At 58.0% G+C, this 15,071-nt stretch carries 24 protein-coding genes; 21 read left to right on the top strand and 3 right to left on the bottom strand.

The annotated features are described in order from the left end of the window. Positions 1-3: 3 nt before the first annotated feature. The 3 genes from AGR7B_RS09435 to AGR7B_RS09425 form a co-directional block, all read right to left on the bottom strand. A complete protein-coding gene (locus AGR7B_RS09435; RefSeq protein WP_080856524.1) occupies positions 4-1,089 on the bottom strand; it encodes a helix-turn-helix transcriptional regulator in 1,086 nt (361 codons plus the stop codon). A gap of 98 nt (positions 1,090-1,187) precedes the next feature. Continuing rightward, positions 1,188-1,538: a VOC family protein gene (locus AGR7B_RS09430; RefSeq protein ID WP_080856523.1), complete on the bottom strand. Its 351-nt coding sequence runs from the start codon at positions 1,536-1,538 to the stop codon at positions 1,188-1,190. Positions 1,539-1,548: 10 nt separating this feature from the next. Beyond that, complete coding sequence (locus tag AGR7B_RS09425) at positions 1,549-1,842, bottom strand: transcriptional regulator (RefSeq protein ID WP_065655890.1); 294 nt, start codon at positions 1,840-1,842, stop codon at positions 1,549-1,551. 526 nt (positions 1,843-2,368) lie between these two features. Here AGR7B_RS09425 and rpsL point away from each other — a divergent pair. The 21 genes from rpsL (at position 2,369) to rplF (ending at position 15,062) form a co-directional block, all read left to right on the top strand. After that, a complete protein-coding gene (rpsL, locus tag AGR7B_RS09420) occupies positions 2,369-2,740 on the top strand; it encodes a 30S ribosomal protein S12 (protein WP_003507760.1) in 372 nt (123 codons plus the stop codon). A 78-nt stretch (positions 2,741-2,818) separates the two neighbouring features. Then, positions 2,819-3,289 (top strand): 30S ribosomal protein S7, encoded by a 471-nt coding sequence (rpsG, locus tag AGR7B_RS09415; protein ID WP_003507761.1) that lies wholly within the window; start codon positions 2,819-2,821, stop codon positions 3,287-3,289. A 34-nt stretch (positions 3,290-3,323) separates the two neighbouring features. Then, positions 3,324-5,423, top strand: coding sequence for an elongation factor G (gene fusA / locus AGR7B_RS09410; protein WP_065655891.1), 2,100 nt, complete (start codon positions 3,324-3,326; stop codon positions 5,421-5,423). Positions 5,424-5,488: 65 nt separating this feature from the next. Next, entirely contained in the window at positions 5,489-6,664 is a 1,176-nt protein-coding gene (gene tuf / locus AGR7B_RS09405) for an elongation factor Tu (RefSeq protein ID WP_003525183.1), read from the top strand. Positions 6,665-6,975: 311 nt separating this feature from the next. Then, positions 6,976-7,284, top strand: coding sequence for a 30S ribosomal protein S10 (gene rpsJ, locus AGR7B_RS09400; protein WP_003507767.1), 309 nt, complete (start codon positions 6,976-6,978; stop codon positions 7,282-7,284). Between the two features lie 204 nt (positions 7,285-7,488). After that, positions 7,489-8,130 (top strand): 50S ribosomal protein L3, encoded by a 642-nt coding sequence (gene rplC, locus AGR7B_RS09395; RefSeq protein WP_003507769.1) that lies wholly within the window; start codon positions 7,489-7,491, stop codon positions 8,128-8,130. Positions 8,131-8,142: 12 nt separating this feature from the next. Beyond that, positions 8,143-8,763, top strand: a complete 621-nt coding sequence (gene rplD / locus AGR7B_RS09390) for a 50S ribosomal protein L4 (RefSeq protein ID WP_003495173.1) — start codon at positions 8,143-8,145, stop codon at positions 8,761-8,763. Beyond that, positions 8,760-9,053: a 50S ribosomal protein L23 gene (locus AGR7B_RS09385; RefSeq protein WP_003521003.1), complete on the top strand. Its 294-nt coding sequence runs from the start codon at positions 8,760-8,762 to the stop codon at positions 9,051-9,053. The genes rplD and AGR7B_RS09385 overlap by 4 nt, the downstream gene beginning before the upstream one ends. Before the next feature lie 43 nt (positions 9,054-9,096). Continuing rightward, the gene (gene rplB, locus AGR7B_RS09380) at positions 9,097-9,933 is read left to right on the top strand and encodes a 50S ribosomal protein L2 (protein WP_003521004.1); all 837 of its coding nucleotides are present in this window, start codon (positions 9,097-9,099) and stop codon (positions 9,931-9,933) included. Between the two features lie 15 nt (positions 9,934-9,948). After that, positions 9,949-10,227 carry a 30S ribosomal protein S19 gene (rpsS, locus tag AGR7B_RS09375; protein WP_003507772.1) on the top strand — a complete coding sequence of 93 codons (279 nt, stop codon included), beginning with the start codon at positions 9,949-9,951 and terminating at the stop codon, positions 10,225-10,227. A 2-nt stretch (positions 10,228-10,229) separates the two neighbouring features. Continuing rightward, entirely contained in the window at positions 10,230-10,619 is a 390-nt protein-coding gene (rplV, locus tag AGR7B_RS09370; protein ID WP_003521005.1) for a 50S ribosomal protein L22, read from the top strand. After that, complete coding sequence (gene rpsC, locus AGR7B_RS09365) at positions 10,619-11,350, top strand: 30S ribosomal protein S3 (RefSeq protein WP_003495188.1); 732 nt, start codon at positions 10,619-10,621, stop codon at positions 11,348-11,350. Before rplV ends, rpsC begins: the two co-directional genes overlap by 1 nt. A gap of 38 nt (positions 11,351-11,388) precedes the next feature. Further along, a complete protein-coding gene (gene rplP, locus AGR7B_RS09360; RefSeq protein WP_003495190.1) occupies positions 11,389-11,802 on the top strand; it encodes a 50S ribosomal protein L16 in 414 nt (137 codons plus the stop codon). Positions 11,803-11,814: 12 nt separating this feature from the next. Continuing rightward, positions 11,815-12,015, top strand: coding sequence for a 50S ribosomal protein L29 (gene rpmC / locus AGR7B_RS09355; protein WP_003495193.1), 201 nt, complete (start codon positions 11,815-11,817; stop codon positions 12,013-12,015). Positions 12,016-12,026: 11 nt separating this feature from the next. Beyond that, positions 12,027-12,263 (top strand): 30S ribosomal protein S17, encoded by a 237-nt coding sequence (rpsQ, locus tag AGR7B_RS09350; protein WP_003495195.1) that lies wholly within the window; start codon positions 12,027-12,029, stop codon positions 12,261-12,263. 234 nt (positions 12,264-12,497) lie between these two features. Next, the gene (rplN, locus tag AGR7B_RS09345) at positions 12,498-12,866 is read left to right on the top strand and encodes a 50S ribosomal protein L14 (RefSeq protein ID WP_003495199.1); all 369 of its coding nucleotides are present in this window, start codon (positions 12,498-12,500) and stop codon (positions 12,864-12,866) included. A gap of 13 nt (positions 12,867-12,879) precedes the next feature. Further along, entirely contained in the window at positions 12,880-13,188 is a 309-nt protein-coding gene (gene rplX / locus AGR7B_RS09340; RefSeq protein ID WP_003521006.1) for a 50S ribosomal protein L24, read from the top strand. Continuing rightward, positions 13,181-13,735, top strand: a complete 555-nt coding sequence (gene rplE, locus AGR7B_RS09335; protein WP_003495201.1) for a 50S ribosomal protein L5 — start codon at positions 13,181-13,183, stop codon at positions 13,733-13,735. The genes rplX and rplE overlap by 8 nt, the downstream gene beginning before the upstream one ends. A 33-nt stretch (positions 13,736-13,768) precedes the next feature. Continuing rightward, positions 13,769-14,074: a 30S ribosomal protein S14 gene (gene rpsN, locus AGR7B_RS09330; protein ID WP_003507785.1), complete on the top strand. Its 306-nt coding sequence runs from the start codon at positions 13,769-13,771 to the stop codon at positions 14,072-14,074. Positions 14,075-14,086: 12 nt separating this feature from the next. After that, on the top strand, positions 14,087-14,485 hold the full coding sequence (gene rpsH / locus AGR7B_RS09325) for a 30S ribosomal protein S8 (RefSeq protein WP_003521007.1): 399 nt from the start codon (positions 14,087-14,089) through the stop codon (positions 14,483-14,485). A 43-nt stretch (positions 14,486-14,528) separates the two neighbouring features. Then, on the top strand, positions 14,529-15,062 hold the full coding sequence (gene rplF, locus AGR7B_RS09320) for a 50S ribosomal protein L6 (protein WP_003495204.1): 534 nt from the start codon (positions 14,529-14,531) through the stop codon (positions 15,060-15,062). The last annotated feature ends 9 nt before the right edge of the window (positions 15,063-15,071 follow it).

Below are 15,071 nucleotides of genomic sequence, written 5' to 3'. Positions count from 1 at the left end.
GGGTTAGGCCTGTCCGCGGATGTTATAGCGAGTGAGAACGGAAAGCCGGCGAACGAGGTCGGCCTTGCCGGTGCTGCCGGTCTTCGCGTAGATAGACTTGGCGTTGCTGCGCACGGTTTCGTGCGAGACTTTCAGTTGCTTCGCCACCGCCGGAAGCGAAAGCCCCTTCATGATTTCCAGCGCTACCCGCGCTTCGCCCCTCGTCAGATCGTAGAGACCCTTGAGCAATGTGTTTGCGTCGGCAATTATGCCCGTCGGTTGCGATACGAGCGCGATGGCGTTACCGTTTGGTGAGAAATCCAGTGCGCTCTTGCGCAGCGGTATGAGGTGGAGAATGCAGGCGCCGTCTTCGCTGGCGGGAAGAGGGAAGGAACCGGCGTCTTGCCCAGAGAGTGCCTTGTAAAGCAGCCGGTTCACTCTCTCATCGGCAATGGCGATTCTGTCGCGCGTGCGGGCGGAGAAGCATTTCTGTAATGACAGGAACAGATCGTTGGCCGAAATGATGTGGCCGCTCGTCTGCAGCACTGCGGCCGGCGCGCCAATGGCGTTGAGACCAAGTGTCATCGCATCGGCCTTCTGACGCTGCACCTGTGTTGCGAGGGTGAGGCTGCGGGCGATATGCGGCCTCAGTCCGCCGAGTGCTGCCATGGTCTCAGGCGTGATAGTGCCGGCGTCGAGCCTGCGTTCAAACAGCACTGTCATCTCCGGATGGCCGGGTGGAGCGACCTGTGTCGCCGCGCCGTATCCCAAACCGCGGGGCATAAGAAAGTCACGAACGATCGGCAGCTCGGCCCATTCCTCTTGATTGAAGACGTCCAAATCCTGCGCGAAGGAGAATTGGCCTTCCCGGGCGATGCGGCTGAGGCGATCATTGCGGTGGTTCCAGCCGCCCGCCGCGAAGTCCTTCATCAGCTCCTGAAAGCTCGGCGTGTGAAGCCACACCTGGTCTTCTCCCTTGCCCCAAGTAATCGCGCCGCCCCAGAAATTGAGATGACGGCAGATAGCTACCAGAACCTGCATCCAGCGGTCGGGAAAGAGCGCCGCTTCATAAATGTCATCGATAATGTCTGCCGACGATATAGTATCCAACCCGCCACCGAAAATTTGCGTCGGAACTATTTTAAGCTGATGTCGGCTGGATATTCAACGTATAATGAATTAATACTGCTGTATTTAAAGTATATAATCTATGAGTGACTTAATATATTGATGAGTTTGCCGAAGGGGTCGCGCACGAACAGGCGTCGTACACCCCACGCCTCGACTACGGGGCCGTATTCGATCGGCAGCTCAGCCGTCAGGATTCGGGCGTGGACCTCGTCGAAATCATCGACCTCGATGGAGAGGTCGGGCACATCCGTGCCGGAGCCACCTTCGCGCGCAAAACTCACCTGAGCCCGCGCTTCGAGCGGGCTGGCATGGGTGACGATCCAGCCATGATCCATGGCGGCGGGCATGCCGAGAATGTCACCGTAGAACGCCTGAGCCCGCGCGGGTTCCGGCGTTGCTATATTGGCGACGACACGTCTGACCGCCATGGCTTGAACCTCAGGCGAAGCGGATGATGGCGACTTCGCCTTCGAGTGCGCCCTGATAGGCGGAGGCGTGCGGCTCTTCGTCCGGGATGTCGGTCAGCATGCCAATCTGGTCGAGATCGGCTTCGATGAAACCTTCCTCGGAAAGCGCGTTCAGCGTTTCGCGCACGGCGGTGTCGTCGTCCGGCGCCCGCAGGATGACGTGGATGTCGATGCCCTCGGAATTGTCGGTCTCATAGGCCTTGCCGATGACGATGAAGACCATCGGCTCGTCGCGTCCGTTGTCGTTGTCGGGGAGGGTGCTCATGACGCGGTTCCTTGATCTGTCGTTGCTGTGACGCGGGCCGAGGGAATCGGTCCCGCCCGTGGCGGAGCCGCTCCGGCCCGCCATTGGGAATCAATAGACGGATTTTATGAAAAGCCAAAGCGTGGAGGTCAAAATCGCTGCCTTCTGCGCCGACTTATGTTAAAGCGGGTTGGAAATGGCCCGGACGTGGGCTTTGCGGCCATGGGTGGCGGCGCAAAATGTGGATTCACCCTTGACGAAAGCTGGCTAAAACAGTAGTACGCCCGCCATCGGAGCCTCTGTGGGTGCTGGCCGTTCGGTAACCTTTTTCCCGAACATCATCTCAAACGGGTCTCCATTGCACGTAGAAGACACGAATGTTGCACGCAAGACGCCTCATCCGGTGTCCTCTGCTCTTGGTGGTCCATCCGTGAAAACGGATCGGGCCACGTTTTGCGCATGAGGATATATGCGTGCATCGTCGCCGGCAACGGCATAGCCGCCACCCGTGAGGGTGGCTAAAGTAGTTTTTGCAAGGGATGGTTATATGCCTACCGTAAACCAGCTGATCCGCAAGCCTCGCCAGGCACAGGTAAAGCGCAACAAGGTTCCTGCTCTTCAGGAAAACCCGCAGAAGCGTGGTGTTTGCACCCGCGTTTACACGACGACCCCGAAGAAGCCGAACTCGGCTCTGCGTAAGGTTGCCAAGATCCGCCTCACCAACGGCTTCGAAGTCATCGGCTACATTCCGGGCGAAGGTCACAACCTTCAGGAACACTCCGTGGTCATGATCCGCGGCGGCCGCGTAAAGGACTTGCCGGGCGTGCGTTACCACATCATCCGCGGTGTTCTCGATACCCAGGGCGTCAAGAACCGCAAGCAGCGCCGCTCCAAGTACGGTGCGAAGCGTCCGAAGTAATTCGGGTTTAAACAAATTCCGGCGCTGCGCGAGGTTCTCCGCGTGGTTTAGCGTCAATAACATTGAGAGACAAAGAATATGTCCCGTCGCCATAGTGCAGAAAAGCGTGAGATCAACCCGGACCCGAAGTTCGGCGATCTGGTCGTCACCAAGTTCATGAACGCCATCATGCTTCACGGCAAGAAGTCGGTCGCAGAAAGCATCGTTTACGGCGCGTTCGACGTCGTTCAGGGCAAGACGAAGCAGGAGCCGCTCGGCGTGTTCCACTCCGCCCTCGACAACGTTGCTCCGCACGTTGAAGTGCGTTCGCGCCGCGTTGGTGGTGCCACGTATCAGGTTCCCGTCGACGTTCGCCCCGAGCGCCGTCAGGCCCTTGCTATCCGCTGGCTGATCACGGCTGCCCGCAAGCGCAACGAAACGACCATGGTCGATCGCCTTTCCGGCGAACTCATGGACGCTGCGAACAACCGCGGTTCCGCTGTCAAGAAGCGCGAAGACACGCACAAGATGGCCGACGCCAACCGCGCATTCTCGCATTACCGCTGGTAATCTTAACCGGTCGCATATCGAAAGGCAGTCCATTATGGCTCGCGAATATAAAATCGAAGACTACCGCAATTTCGGTATCATGGCGCATATCGACGCCGGCAAGACGACGACCACCGAGCGTATCCTTTATTACACCGGTAAGTCGCACAAGATCGGCGAAGTTCACGATGGCGCTGCCACGATGGACTGGATGGAACAGGAGCAGGAGCGTGGTATCACCATCACCTCCGCTGCCACCACGACCTTCTGGAAGGGTCGCGACGGCAAGATGCGCCGCTTCAACATCATCGACACCCCCGGCCACGTTGACTTCACCATTGAAGTCGAGCGTTCGCTGCGCGTTCTCGACGGCGCCATCGCGCTGCTCGACGCCAACGCCGGTGTTGAGCCGCAGACGGAAACCGTCTGGCGCCAGGCTGAGAAGTATCATGTTCCGCGCATGATCTTCTGCAACAAGATGGACAAGACCGGTGCTGACTTCTACCGCTCGGTAGAAATGATCAAGACCCGTCTCGGCGCCATTGCCGTTGTCATGCAGCTGCCGATTGGCGCTGAGGCCGAGTTCAAGGGCGTTATCGACCTGATCGAGATGAACGCACTCATCTGGCGCGACGAATCGCTCGGCGCTCAGTGGGACGTCGTCGAAATCCCGGAAGACATGAAGGCCAAGGCTGACGAATATCGCGAAAAGCTGATCGAGACCGTTGTCGAGATCGACGAAGAAGCGATGGAAGACTACCTGAACGGCATCATGCCCGACAACGACAAGATCCGTGCGCTCGTTCGCCGCGGCACCATCGACGTGAAGTTCCACCCGATGTTCTGCGGTACCGCGTTCAAGAACAAGGGCGTTCAGCCGCTTCTCGACGCTGTTGTCGACTACCTGCCTTCTCCGCTGGACATCCCGGCGATCAAGGGTATCGACTTCAAGACCGAAGCCGAAATCGAGCGTCATGCCGATGACAGCGAGCCGCTTTCCATGCTCGCGTTCAAGATCATGAACGACCCCTTCGTCGGTTCGCTGACCTTCGCACGTATCTACTCGGGCAAGCTCGAAAAGGGTACGTCCGTCATCAATACGGTCAAGGACAAGCGCGAGCGCGTCGGCCGTATGCTGCAGATGCACTCCAACAGCCGTGAAGACATCGAAGAAGCCTTTGCCGGCGACATCGTTGCTCTGGCTGGTCTCAAGGAAACCACCACTGGCGATACGCTCTGCGATCCGCTGAAGCCGGTTATCCTCGAGCGCATGGAATTCCCCGAGCCGGTCATCCAGATCGCGATCGAGCCGAAGACCAAGGGCGACCAGGAAAAGATGGGCCTCGCGCTCAACCGTCTGGCTGCTGAAGATCCTTCGTTCCGCGTCAAGACCGACGAAGAGTCCGGTCAGACGATCATCGCGGGCATGGGCGAACTTCACCTCGACATTCTCGTTGACCGTATGCGTCGCGAGTTCAAGGTTGAAGCCACTGTCGGCGCGCCGCAGGTTGCCTACCGCGAAACGATCACGCGTCAGCACGAAGAAGACTACACGCACAAGAAGCAGTCCGGTGGTACCGGTCAGTTCGCTCGCGTGAAGATTATCTTCGAACCGAACCCCGAAGGCGAAGACTTCAAGTTCGAGTCGAAGATCGTCGGTGGTGCTGTTCCGAAGGAATACATCCCGGGCGTTCAGAAGGGTATCGAAAGCGTTCTGTCTTCCGGTCCGCTGGCTGGCTTCCCGATGCTCGGCGTCAAGGCGACGCTGGTCGACGGTGCATTCCACGATGTTGACTCGTCGGTTCTCGCCTTCGAAATCGCATCGCGTGCCTGCTTCCGTGAAGCAGCCAAGAAGGCTGGCGCACAGCTTCTCGAGCCGATGATGAAGGTCGAAGTCGTAACGCCGGAAGACTATGTCGGTGACGTTATCGGCGACCTGAACTCCCGTCGTGGTCAGATCCAGGGCCAGGAAAGCCGTGGTATCGCCGTCGTCATCAACGCGCATGTTCCGCTCGCGAACATGTTCAAGTACGTCGACAACCTGCGCTCCATGTCGCAGGGCCGTGCACAGTACTCGATGACGTTCGACCACTATTCGCCGGTTCCGTCGAACGTGGCGCAGGAAATCCAGGCTAAGTACTCCGGTCAGAAGTGATCGGGGTACGCCCCACCGAATTTTGAAGATTATTCCCGTCAAGGGACAAGAATGGAGAGCCACTAATGGCAAAGAGCAAGTTTGAGCGCAATAAGCCGCACGTCAACATTGGCACGATCGGTCACGTTGACCATGGCAAGACGTCGCTGACGGCAGCGATCACGAAGTTCTTCGGCGAATTCAAGGCGTATGACCAGATCGACGCCGCGCCTGAAGAAAAGGCCCGTGGTATCACGATTTCGACGGCGCACGTTGAATACGAAACGCCTGCCCGTCACTACGCGCACGTCGACTGCCCCGGCCACGCCGACTACGTGAAGAACATGATCACCGGTGCTGCCCAGATGGACGGCGCGATCCTGGTTTGCTCGGCCGCTGACGGCCCGATGCCGCAGACCCGCGAGCACATCCTGCTTGCCCGTCAGGTTGGCGTTCCGGCGATCGTCGTGTTCCTCAACAAGGTCGACCAGGTTGACGACGCCGAGCTTCTCGAGCTCGTTGAGCTTGAAGTTCGCGAACTTCTGTCGTCCTACGACTTCCCGGGCGACGATATCCCGATCATCAAGGGTTCGGCACTTGCTGCTCTTGAAGATTCTGACAAGAAGATCGGTGAAGATGCGATCCGCGAGCTGATGGCTGCGGTTGACGCCTACATCCCGACGCCTGAGCGTCCGATCGACCAGCCGTTCCTGATGCCGATCGAAGACGTGTTCTCGATCTCCGGCCGTGGTACGGTTGTGACGGGTCGCGTTGAGCGCGGTATCGTCAAGGTTGGCGAAGAAGTCGAAATCGTCGGCATTCGTCCGACCTCGAAGACGACGGTTACCGGCGTTGAAATGTTCCGCAAGCTGCTCGACCAGGGCCAGGCCGGCGACAACATCGGCGCTCTCGTTCGCGGTGTTAACCGTGACGGCGTCGAGCGTGGTCAGATCCTGTGCAAGCCGGGTTCGGTTAAGCCGCACAAGAAGTTCAAGGCTGAAGCCTACATCCTGACGAAGGAAGAAGGCGGCCGTCATACGCCGTTCTTCACGAACTACCGTCCGCAGTTCTACTTCCGCACGACGGACGTAACGGGCATCGTTACGCTTCCGGAAGGCACGGAAATGGTTATGCCTGGCGACAACGTGACCGTTGACGTCGAGCTGATCGTTCCGATCGCGATGGAAGAAAAGCTGCGCTTCGCTATCCGCGAAGGCGGCCGCACCGTCGGCGCCGGCATCGTTGCCTCGATCGTCGAGTAATTTCGACCTTTGAAATTCTGACTGGCGGCGGTGTGAACAACACCGCCGCCGGACTTTTAGTAAAAAGCCTGGCGGCGTTGCATTTTTAGTGCTTGAAAAATTCGGTGAAAGCGCGTAAACGCGCACTCACACTCACCGCTGGATTCGCAAGCGATTGCGAAACGCGGTGTTTTAGCAATACAGACAATTGAAATGATTGGGATGCGACAGCGCATTTCTCTCGATTTTTGAAAATCTGCGGCGCCACGATCAATAGAAGTTCATGTGTTTCCGCGTGCGGAAACGAATAACAAAGAACAAGGACAAGACGAATGAACGGCCAGAATATCCGTATCCGCCTCAAGGCGTTCGATCACCGGATCCTCGATGCCTCTACCCGTGAAATCGTGTCGACCGCAAAGCGCACCGGCGCCAGCGTTCGCGGCCCGGTTCCGCTCCCCACCCGCATCGAAAAGTTTACCGTCAACCGCTCTCCTCACGTTGATAAGAAGAGCCGTGAACAGTTCGAAATGCGGACGCACAAGCGTCTTCTCGATATCGTTGACCCCACCCCGCAGACTGTCGATGCTCTGATGAAGCTCGACCTCGCTGCTGGCGTTGACGTGGAAATCAAGCTCTAAGACCCGGCCCGATCCATTCAAGGTGAGGGCTGAAGTAACAAGGCCGGACTTCACCTTTGGGTGAAGGCCAATAACAAGGAAGGTACGTGGAGCAATCCAACGACTTCCAAACCGGAGACCGGAAACATCGTGAGATGTCGAAGGGCACTCCTTAACAAAGGCCAGAGAGGGTTTTCCCTTCAAGGCTCGCAAGAGGATGAACCAATGCGTTCAGGTGTGATTGCACAGAAAGTGGGTATGACACGCGTCTATAACGACGCAGGTGAACATATCCCTGTAACAGTATTGCGACTGGATAACGTACAAGTCGTTGCCCAGCGCACGGAAGACAAGAATGGCTATACCGCAGTTCAGCTCGGTGCCGGCCAGTCCAAGGTCAAGAACACGACGAAGGCGCTTCGCGGTCATTTTGCCGCTGCCAATGTCGAACCGAAAGCCAAGCTCGTCGAGTTCCGGGTTTCCCCCGAGAACCTGATCGACATCGGTGCAACACTGACCGCAAATCATTTTCAGTCCGGCCAGCTGGTCGACGTCACTGGAACCACGATCGGTAAAGGTTTTGCCGGTGCTATGAAGCGTCACAACTTCGGTGGTGGCCGCGCTTCGCACGGTAACTCCGTATCGCACCGTGCACACGGTTCGACCGGTAACAACCAGGATCCGGGCCGCGTCTGGAAGGGCAAGCGCATGGCTGGTCATATGGGCCAGACGCGCGTTACGACCCAGAACCTCGAAGTCGTTTCGACCGATGAAGACCGTGGCCTCATCCTCGTGAAGGGTGCAGTTCCCGGCTCGAAGGGTTCCTGGATCATCGTCCGCGACGCCGTCAAGTCGGCTGCGAAGTAAGGGAGCCTTATCATGGAATTGAACGTCAAGACCCTCGAGGGAAAAGACGCCGGCAAGGTTTCTCTGTCGGATGAGATCTTCGGCCTCGACCCCCGCCAGGACATCCTGGCCCGCATGGTTCGCTGGCAGCTTGCAAAGAAGCAGCAGGGAACCCACAAGTCCAAGAACCGGTCGGAAGTTTCCCGCACCGGCGCGAAGATGTACAAGCAGAAGGGTACGGGCCGCGCTCGTCACCATTCGGCTCGCGCACCGCAGTTCCGCGGCGGCGGCAAGGCCCACGGCCCGGTCGTTCGCAGCCATGCACACGATCTTCCGAAGAAGGTTCGTGCGCTCGCTCTGCGTCACGCCCTGTCTGCAAAGCTGAAGGCTGAAGAACTGATCATCGTTGATCAGCTCGTCGCGTCCGAAGCAAAGACCAAGGCTCTGCTGGGCAGCTTCGCTTCGCTTGGCCTGACCAACGCTCTCGTTATCGGCGGCGCCGAACTTGATGGCAACTTCAAGCTCGCTGCTCAGAACATCCCGAACGTGGACGTTCTGCCGGTTCAGGGCATCAATGTTTACGACATCCTGCGCCGTGGCAAGCTGGTGCTTTCCAAGGCTGCTGTAGAGGCTCTGGAGGAGCGGTTCAAATGACGGATCTTCGCCACTACGATGTGATCGTATCTCCTTCGATCACGGAAAAGTCGACGCTGGTATCCGAACAGAACCAGGTCGTATTCAACGTCGCCAAGAATGCTTCCAAGCCTGAAATCAAGGCTGCCGTGGAAGCTCTCTTCGGCGTCAAAGTCACGGCTGTGAACACGCTTATCCGCAAGGGTAAGACCCGTCGTTTCCGTGGATTCGCCGGTAAGCTGAAGGACGTCAAGAAAGCCGTCGTCACGCTCGCCGAAGGTCAATCCATCGACGTGTCCACCGGACTCTAAAGGTTAGGCCCAAGCGGGCAAAGACCCAAAAGGGAACAAGAAAATGGCATTGAAAAGTTTCAATCCGACCACGCCGAGCCAGCGCCAGCTGGTTATCGTGGACCGCGCTTCGCTCTACAAGGGCAAGCCGGTAAAGGCTCTCACCCAGGGCCTCAGCTCCAAGGGTGGCCGTAACAACCAGGGCCGGATCACCGTCCGTTTCCAGGGTGGCGGTCACAAGCGGACCTACCGTCTGGTTGACTTCAAGCGTCGCAAGTTCGACGTAGAAGGCACCGTTGAGCGTCTGGAATACGACCCCAACCGCACCGCGTTCATCGCGCTGGTTACGTATACCGACGGCGAACAGGCTTACATTCTCGCGCCACAGCGTCTCGCTGCCGGTGACAAGGTGATCGCCTCCGACAAGGCAGTGGACGTGAAGCCTGGCAACACCATGCCGCTTCAGTACATTCCGGTCGGTTCGATCATCCACAACGTCGAGATGAAGCCGGGCAAGGGCGGTCAGATCGCTCGCTCCGCCGGTACGTATGTCCAGCTCGTCGGCCGCGATGCCGGCATGGCCATCCTGCGTCTCAACTCGGGCGAACAGCGTCTGGTGCATGGCTCCTGCCTCGCATCGATCGGTGCTGTTTCGAACTCGGACCACGCCAACATCAACGACGGCAAGGCCGGTCGTTCCCGTTGGCGCGGCAAGCGTCCGCACGTTCGCGGCGTCGTCATGAACCCGGTCGACCACCCGCACGGTGGTGGTGAAGGTCGCACGTCGGGTGGTCGCCACCCGGTTACTCCGTGGGGCAAGCCCACGAAGGGCAAGCGCACCCGTTCGAACAAGTCGACCGACAAGTTCATCATGCGCTCGCGCCATCAGCGTAAGAAGTAAGAGAGGTAGTCACTAATGGCTCGTTCAGTATGGAAAGGTCCGTTTGTTGACGGCTATCTTCTCACCAAGGCTGAGAAGGTGCGCGAGAGCGGACGTAACGAAGTAATCAAGATCTGGAGCCGTCGCTCCACGATCCTGCCGCAGTTCGTTGGTCTGACCTTCGGCGTCTACAACGGCAGCAAGCATGTGCCCGTCTCCGTCAACGAAGACATGGTCGGACACAAGTTCGGTGAATTCTCTCCGACCCGTACCTATTACGGTCACGGCGCGGACAAGAAGGCAAAGAGGAAGTAATCATGGCGAAGGCTAAGACCGAACGCCGGCTGAAGGACAACGAGGCTCAGGCCGTTGCCCGTACGCTCCGCGTCAGCCCCCAGAAACTGAACCTGGTTGCCGCTCTTATCCGTGGCAAGAAGGTGGATCGCGCTCTCGCCGAGCTCGAATTCTCCCGCAAGCGCATTGCAGGCACCGTCAAGAAGACGCTTGAATCTGCAATTGCCAATGCGGAAAACAACCACGACCTCGACGTCGACGCTCTCGTCGTCGCCGAGGCCTATGTTGGCAAGTCCATCACCATGAAGCGTTTCCACGCTCGTGGCCGTGGTCGTGCTTCCCGCATCGAAAAGCCGTTCGCTCACCTCACGATCGTTGTTCGTGAAGTCGAGGAAAAAGGGGAGGCCGCATAATGGGTCAGAAAATCAATCCGATCGGCTTCCGCCTCGGCATCAACCGTACCTGGGATAGCCGCTGGTACGCTGACACCGCAGAATACGGCAAGCTGCTGCATGAAGACCTGAAGATCCGGGCTTACCTGATCAAGGAACTCAAGCAGGCCGGTATCGCCAAGGTCGTCATCGAGCGTCCGCACAAGAAGTGCCGCGTTACGATCCACTCGGCTCGTCCGGGTCTGATCATCGGCAAGAAGGGTGCAGACATCGAGAAGCTTCGCAAGAAGCTTTCCGAGATGACCAACTCCGAAACGCACCTCAACATCGTTGAAGTGCGCAAGCCGGAAATCGACGCGACGCTGGTTGCCCAGTCGATCGCTCAGCAGCTCGAGCGCCGCGTGGCTTTCCGCCGTGCGATGAAGCGTGCTGTTCAGTCCGCAATGCGTCTTGGCGCCGAAGGCATCAAGATCACCTGCGGCGGCCGTCTCGGCGGTGCAGAAATCGCTCGTACCGAATGGTACCGCGAAGGTCGCGTTCCGCTCCACACGCTGCGTGCGGACATCGACTACGGCACGGCTGAAGCTGAAACCGCATTCGGCATTTGCGGCATCAAGGTCTGGATCTTCAAGGGCGAAATCCTTGAGCACGATCCGATGGCTTCTGAGCGTCGCGGTCTCGAAGGCGACGCACAGGGCCCTGCAAGCCGTGAGCGTGGCGATCGTCCCGATCGTCGTCGCGAAAACGCTTGATTGACGCTGGCGAAAGATAAGCTCGGAGAAGTAAGAAAATGTTGCAGCCAAAGCGTACTAAGTACCGTAAGCAGTTCAAGGGACGCATCAAGGGCGTCGCCAAGGGCGGCTTTGACCTGGCATTCGGTGAATTCGGCTTGAAGTCGCAGGAACCGAACCGCGTGAATGCACGCGAGATCGAAGCGGCCCGCCGCGCGATCACGCGTTACATGAAGCGCGCAGGTCGCGTGTGGATCCGCGTATTCCCCGACGTTCCGGTCACGGCAAAGCCGACCGAAGTTCGTATGGGTAAGGGCAAGGGTTCGGTCGATTACTGGGCATGCAAGGTCAAGCCCGGTCGTATGATGTTCGAGATCGACGGTGTGTCCGAGGAGATCGCCCGTGAGGCGCTTCGTCTCGGCGCTGCCAAGCTCTCGGTCAAGACGCGCTTCGTACAGCGCATCGCAGAGTAAGGAGCAAGGCACATGAAAGCCGATGAAGTTCGCGGCCTCAGCGCCGACCAGCTCAAGGACAAGCTCGCCGATCTGAAGAAGGAGCAGTTCAACCTGCGCTTCCAGAAGGCAACTGGTCAGCTGGAGAAGTCCTCGCGCATCAACGAAGTCCGCAAGGATATCGCCCGCGTTAAAACCATTGCCCGCCAGAAGGCGGCAGAAGCCAAGGCCTAAGGAAGAATAATATGCCGAAACGCATTCTGCAGGGCGTCGTAGTGTCCGACAAGAACGAGAAGACTGTCGTAGTCCGGGTTGAGCGCCGATTCGCTCACCCGCTGCTTCAGAAGACCGTTCGTCGTTCGAAGAAGTACAAGGCACACGACGAAAACAATCAGTATAAGGTCGGCGATGTCGTTTCCATCGAGGAATGCGCACCGATCTCCAAGGACAAGCGCTGGACGGTCGTTTCCGCCCAGGCTTAATTTCATCAGAATCGCGCCAGGTGTCTTGCACTTGGCGCGAATTCCTGTATGAAGCACCGCAAGGACGCTCGTGAATCGAGCGTCTTTTGCTTTGATGCGCACGGAAGGTCCTTCGGGAAACCACCCTGTCACGACATTTCCGCGCAAAAAAAGAGATATTCATAAGCTGGGGCAGGGGGCTTACTCGGGAGAGTTTGCCCAACCGTTCCGGTAACAACAAGAAGGCGACCTGACATGATTCAGATGCAAACAAACCTCGACGTGGCGGATAATTCCGGCGCACGTCGTGTCATGTGCATCAAGGTGCTGGGCGGCTCGAAGCGCAAATATGCTTCTGTTGGCGACATTATTGTCGTTTCCATCAAGGAAGCTATTCCGCGCGGCCGCGTCAAGAAGGGCGACGTGATGAAGGCGGTTGTCGTGCGCACCGCCAAGGACATCCGCCGCGCTGACGGCAGCGTCATCCGTTTCGATAACAACGCAGCCGTTCTTATCGACAACAAGAAAGAGCCCATCGGCACCCGTATCTTCGGACCGGTTCCGCGCGAACTTCGCGCCAAGAACCACATGAAGATCATCTCGCTGGCTCCGGAAGTACTGTAAGGAGCGACAAGCGATGCAGAAGATTCGTAAAGGCGACAAGGTTGTCGTATTGACCGGTAAGGACAAGGGCCGTACCGGCGAAGTAATCCAGGTTTTGCCGAAGGAAGATCGGGCCGTTGTGCGTGGCGTTAATATGGTGAAGCGTCACCAGCGCCAGACCCAGGCCCAGGAAGCCGGCATCATCAACAAGGAAGCATCCTTGCACATCTCCAACATCGCCATCGTCGACAAGGATGGCAAGCCGACCCGCGTTGGCTTCTCGGTTGTGGATGGCAAGAAGGTCCGCGTGGCCAAGCGTTCGGGAGAAGTGATCGATGGCTGATAAGTACGAGCCGCGTCTCAAGACGGAATACGTTTCCCGTATCCGTGGCGCCATGCAGGAGAAGTTCTCCTACGCAAACGTCATGATGATCCCGAAGCTTGAAAAGATCGTGATCAACATGGGCGTTGGCGAAGCAACTGCCGACTCCAAGAAGCCCACGATTGCTGCCGGTGACCTGGCTGCGATTGCCGGCCAGAAGCCGGTCGTTACCCGCGCTCGCAACTCGATCGCAGGTTTCAAGGTTCGCGAAGGCATGCCGATCGGCGCGAAGGTTACCCTTCGTGGCGCCCGCATGTACGAATTCCTTGATCGTCTGGTCAACATCGCGCTTCCGCGCGTTCGCGACTTCCGGGGCCTGAACCCGAAGAGCTTTGACGGCCGTGGCAACTTCGCCATGGGCATCAAGGAACACATTGTGTTCCCTGAGATCAACTACGATAAGGTTGATCAGATGTGGGGCATGGACATCATCGTTTGCACGACGGCGACGTCGGACGACGAAGCTCGGGCTCTGCTGACAGAGTTCAACTTCCCGTTCCGTCACTAACCGTAACGACGAGCGTAGAAAAGGAACTCCGATATGGCGAAAACAAGCGCAGTTGAAAAGAACAAGCGCCGCCGCAAGTCGGTCGCCCAGCAGGCCGCCAAGCGCGCCGCACTGAAGGCGATCGTGATGAACCAGTCCCTTCCGATCGAAGACCGGTTCAAGGCCACTCTGAAGCTCGCTTCGCTGCCGCGTGACGGCTCGAAGACGCGTATCCGCAACCGCTGCGAAGTAACGGGCCGTCCGCGCGCGTTCTATCGCAAGCTCAAGATGTCGCGTATCGCGCTTCGTGAGCTGGGCAATTCCGGCAAGGTGCCGGGCATTGTCAAGTCGAGCTGGTAAGGAGACGGGCACATGACCATGACTGATCCTTTGGGTGATATGCTCACCCGCATCCGCAATGGTGCTGCTCGCCGCAAGTCTTCGGTAAGCACGCCGGCTTCCAGCCTCCGCGCACGCGTTCTCGACGTGCTGCAGGCTGAAGGCTACATTCGCGGTTATTCCAAGGTCGATTTCGAAAACGGCAAGTCCGAATTCACGATCGAGCTGAAGTACTACGAAGGCGCGTCCGTGATCCGTGAGATCGGCCGCGTTTCCAAGCCGGGCCGCCGGGTTTATGTCTCGGTAAAGTCCATTCCGCAGGTCGCGAACGGCCTCGGCATCACCATCCTTTCGACCCCGAAGGGCGTGATGGCCGATCACCAGGCTCGCGAACAGAACGTTGGTGGCGAGGTTCTTTGCTCGGTCTTCTAAGACCCGAGCAAGGATCTCCATAACGAACAGACAGGATTGAATAATGTCTCGTATCGGTAAAAAGCCCGTTCCGGTTCCAGCAGGTGTGACGGCCAATGTCGACGGCCAGAAGGTTACTGCTAAGGGCCCGAAGGGTGAACTGTTTTTCGTCGCTAACGACGACATTCAGCTGAAGCTCGAAGATAACGGCGTTTCCGTAACGCCGGCTAACGGCACCAAGGAAGCTCGTTCGAAGTGGGGCATGTCCCGCACGATGATCGAGAACATCTTCAAGGGTGTTAAGGACGGCTATGAGCGCAAGCTCGAAATCAACGGCGTCGGTTACCGTGCCGCCATGCAGGGCAAGAACCTGCAGCTGGCTCTCGGCTTCTCCCACGACGTTGTTTACGAGCCTCCGGTCGGCATCACCATTGCCGTTCCGAAGCCCACGGAAATCATCGTTTCCGGCATCAACAAGCAGCAGGTTGGCCAGGTAGCCGCGGAAATCCGCGAATACCGCGGTCCCGAGCCCTACAAGGGCAAGGGCGTGAAGTACGCTGAAGAGCGTATTGTCCGCAAAGAAGGCAAGAAGAAGTAAGGATCACGC

It is taken from the genome of Agrobacterium deltaense RV3 (genome assembly GCF_900013505.1).
GTDB lineage: Bacteria > Pseudomonadota > Alphaproteobacteria > Rhizobiales > Rhizobiaceae > Agrobacterium > Agrobacterium leguminum.
This window is presented reverse-complemented; position numbering and strand designations above follow the sequence as displayed.

What these genes read in the sequence shown, in the direction of transcription:
- AGR7B_RS09430 (WP_080856523.1), bottom strand. Translation starts at nt 1,538, where the DNA reads ATGGCGGTCAGACGTGTCGTCGCCAATATAGCAACGCCGGAACCCGCG.
- AGR7B_RS09425 (WP_065655890.1), bottom strand. Translation starts at nt 1,842, where the DNA reads ATGAGCACCCTCCCCGACAACGACAACGGACGCGACGAGCCGATGGTC.
- rpsL (WP_003507760.1), top strand. Translation starts at nt 2,369, where the DNA reads ATGCCTACCGTAAACCAGCTGATCCGCAAGCCTCGCCAGGCACAGGTA.
- rpsG (WP_003507761.1), top strand. Translation starts at nt 2,819, where the DNA reads ATGTCCCGTCGCCATAGTGCAGAAAAGCGTGAGATCAACCCGGACCCG.
- fusA (WP_065655891.1), top strand. Translation starts at nt 3,324, where the DNA reads ATGGCTCGCGAATATAAAATCGAAGACTACCGCAATTTCGGTATCATG.
- tuf (WP_003525183.1), top strand. Translation starts at nt 5,489, where the DNA reads ATGGCAAAGAGCAAGTTTGAGCGCAATAAGCCGCACGTCAACATTGGC.
- rpsJ (WP_003507767.1), top strand. Translation starts at nt 6,976, where the DNA reads ATGAACGGCCAGAATATCCGTATCCGCCTCAAGGCGTTCGATCACCGG.
- rplC (WP_003507769.1), top strand. Translation starts at nt 7,489, where the DNA reads ATGCGTTCAGGTGTGATTGCACAGAAAGTGGGTATGACACGCGTCTAT.
- rplD (WP_003495173.1), top strand. Translation starts at nt 8,143, where the DNA reads ATGGAATTGAACGTCAAGACCCTCGAGGGAAAAGACGCCGGCAAGGTT.
- AGR7B_RS09385 (WP_003521003.1), top strand. Translation starts at nt 8,760, where the DNA reads ATGACGGATCTTCGCCACTACGATGTGATCGTATCTCCTTCGATCACG.
- rplB (WP_003521004.1), top strand. Translation starts at nt 9,097, where the DNA reads ATGGCATTGAAAAGTTTCAATCCGACCACGCCGAGCCAGCGCCAGCTG.
- rpsS (WP_003507772.1), top strand. Translation starts at nt 9,949, where the DNA reads ATGGCTCGTTCAGTATGGAAAGGTCCGTTTGTTGACGGCTATCTTCTC.
- rplV (WP_003521005.1), top strand. Translation starts at nt 10,230, where the DNA reads ATGGCGAAGGCTAAGACCGAACGCCGGCTGAAGGACAACGAGGCTCAG.
- rpsC (WP_003495188.1), top strand. Translation starts at nt 10,619, where the DNA reads ATGGGTCAGAAAATCAATCCGATCGGCTTCCGCCTCGGCATCAACCGT.
- rplP (WP_003495190.1), top strand. Translation starts at nt 11,389, where the DNA reads ATGTTGCAGCCAAAGCGTACTAAGTACCGTAAGCAGTTCAAGGGACGC.
- rpmC (WP_003495193.1), top strand. Translation starts at nt 11,815, where the DNA reads ATGAAAGCCGATGAAGTTCGCGGCCTCAGCGCCGACCAGCTCAAGGAC.
- rpsQ (WP_003495195.1), top strand. Translation starts at nt 12,027, where the DNA reads ATGCCGAAACGCATTCTGCAGGGCGTCGTAGTGTCCGACAAGAACGAG.
- rplN (WP_003495199.1), top strand. Translation starts at nt 12,498, where the DNA reads ATGATTCAGATGCAAACAAACCTCGACGTGGCGGATAATTCCGGCGCA.
- rplX (WP_003521006.1), top strand. Translation starts at nt 12,880, where the DNA reads ATGCAGAAGATTCGTAAAGGCGACAAGGTTGTCGTATTGACCGGTAAG.
- rplE (WP_003495201.1), top strand. Translation starts at nt 13,181, where the DNA reads ATGGCTGATAAGTACGAGCCGCGTCTCAAGACGGAATACGTTTCCCGT.
- rpsN (WP_003507785.1), top strand. Translation starts at nt 13,769, where the DNA reads ATGGCGAAAACAAGCGCAGTTGAAAAGAACAAGCGCCGCCGCAAGTCG.
- rpsH (WP_003521007.1), top strand. Translation starts at nt 14,087, where the DNA reads ATGACCATGACTGATCCTTTGGGTGATATGCTCACCCGCATCCGCAAT.
- rplF (WP_003495204.1), top strand. Translation starts at nt 14,529, where the DNA reads ATGTCTCGTATCGGTAAAAAGCCCGTTCCGGTTCCAGCAGGTGTGACG.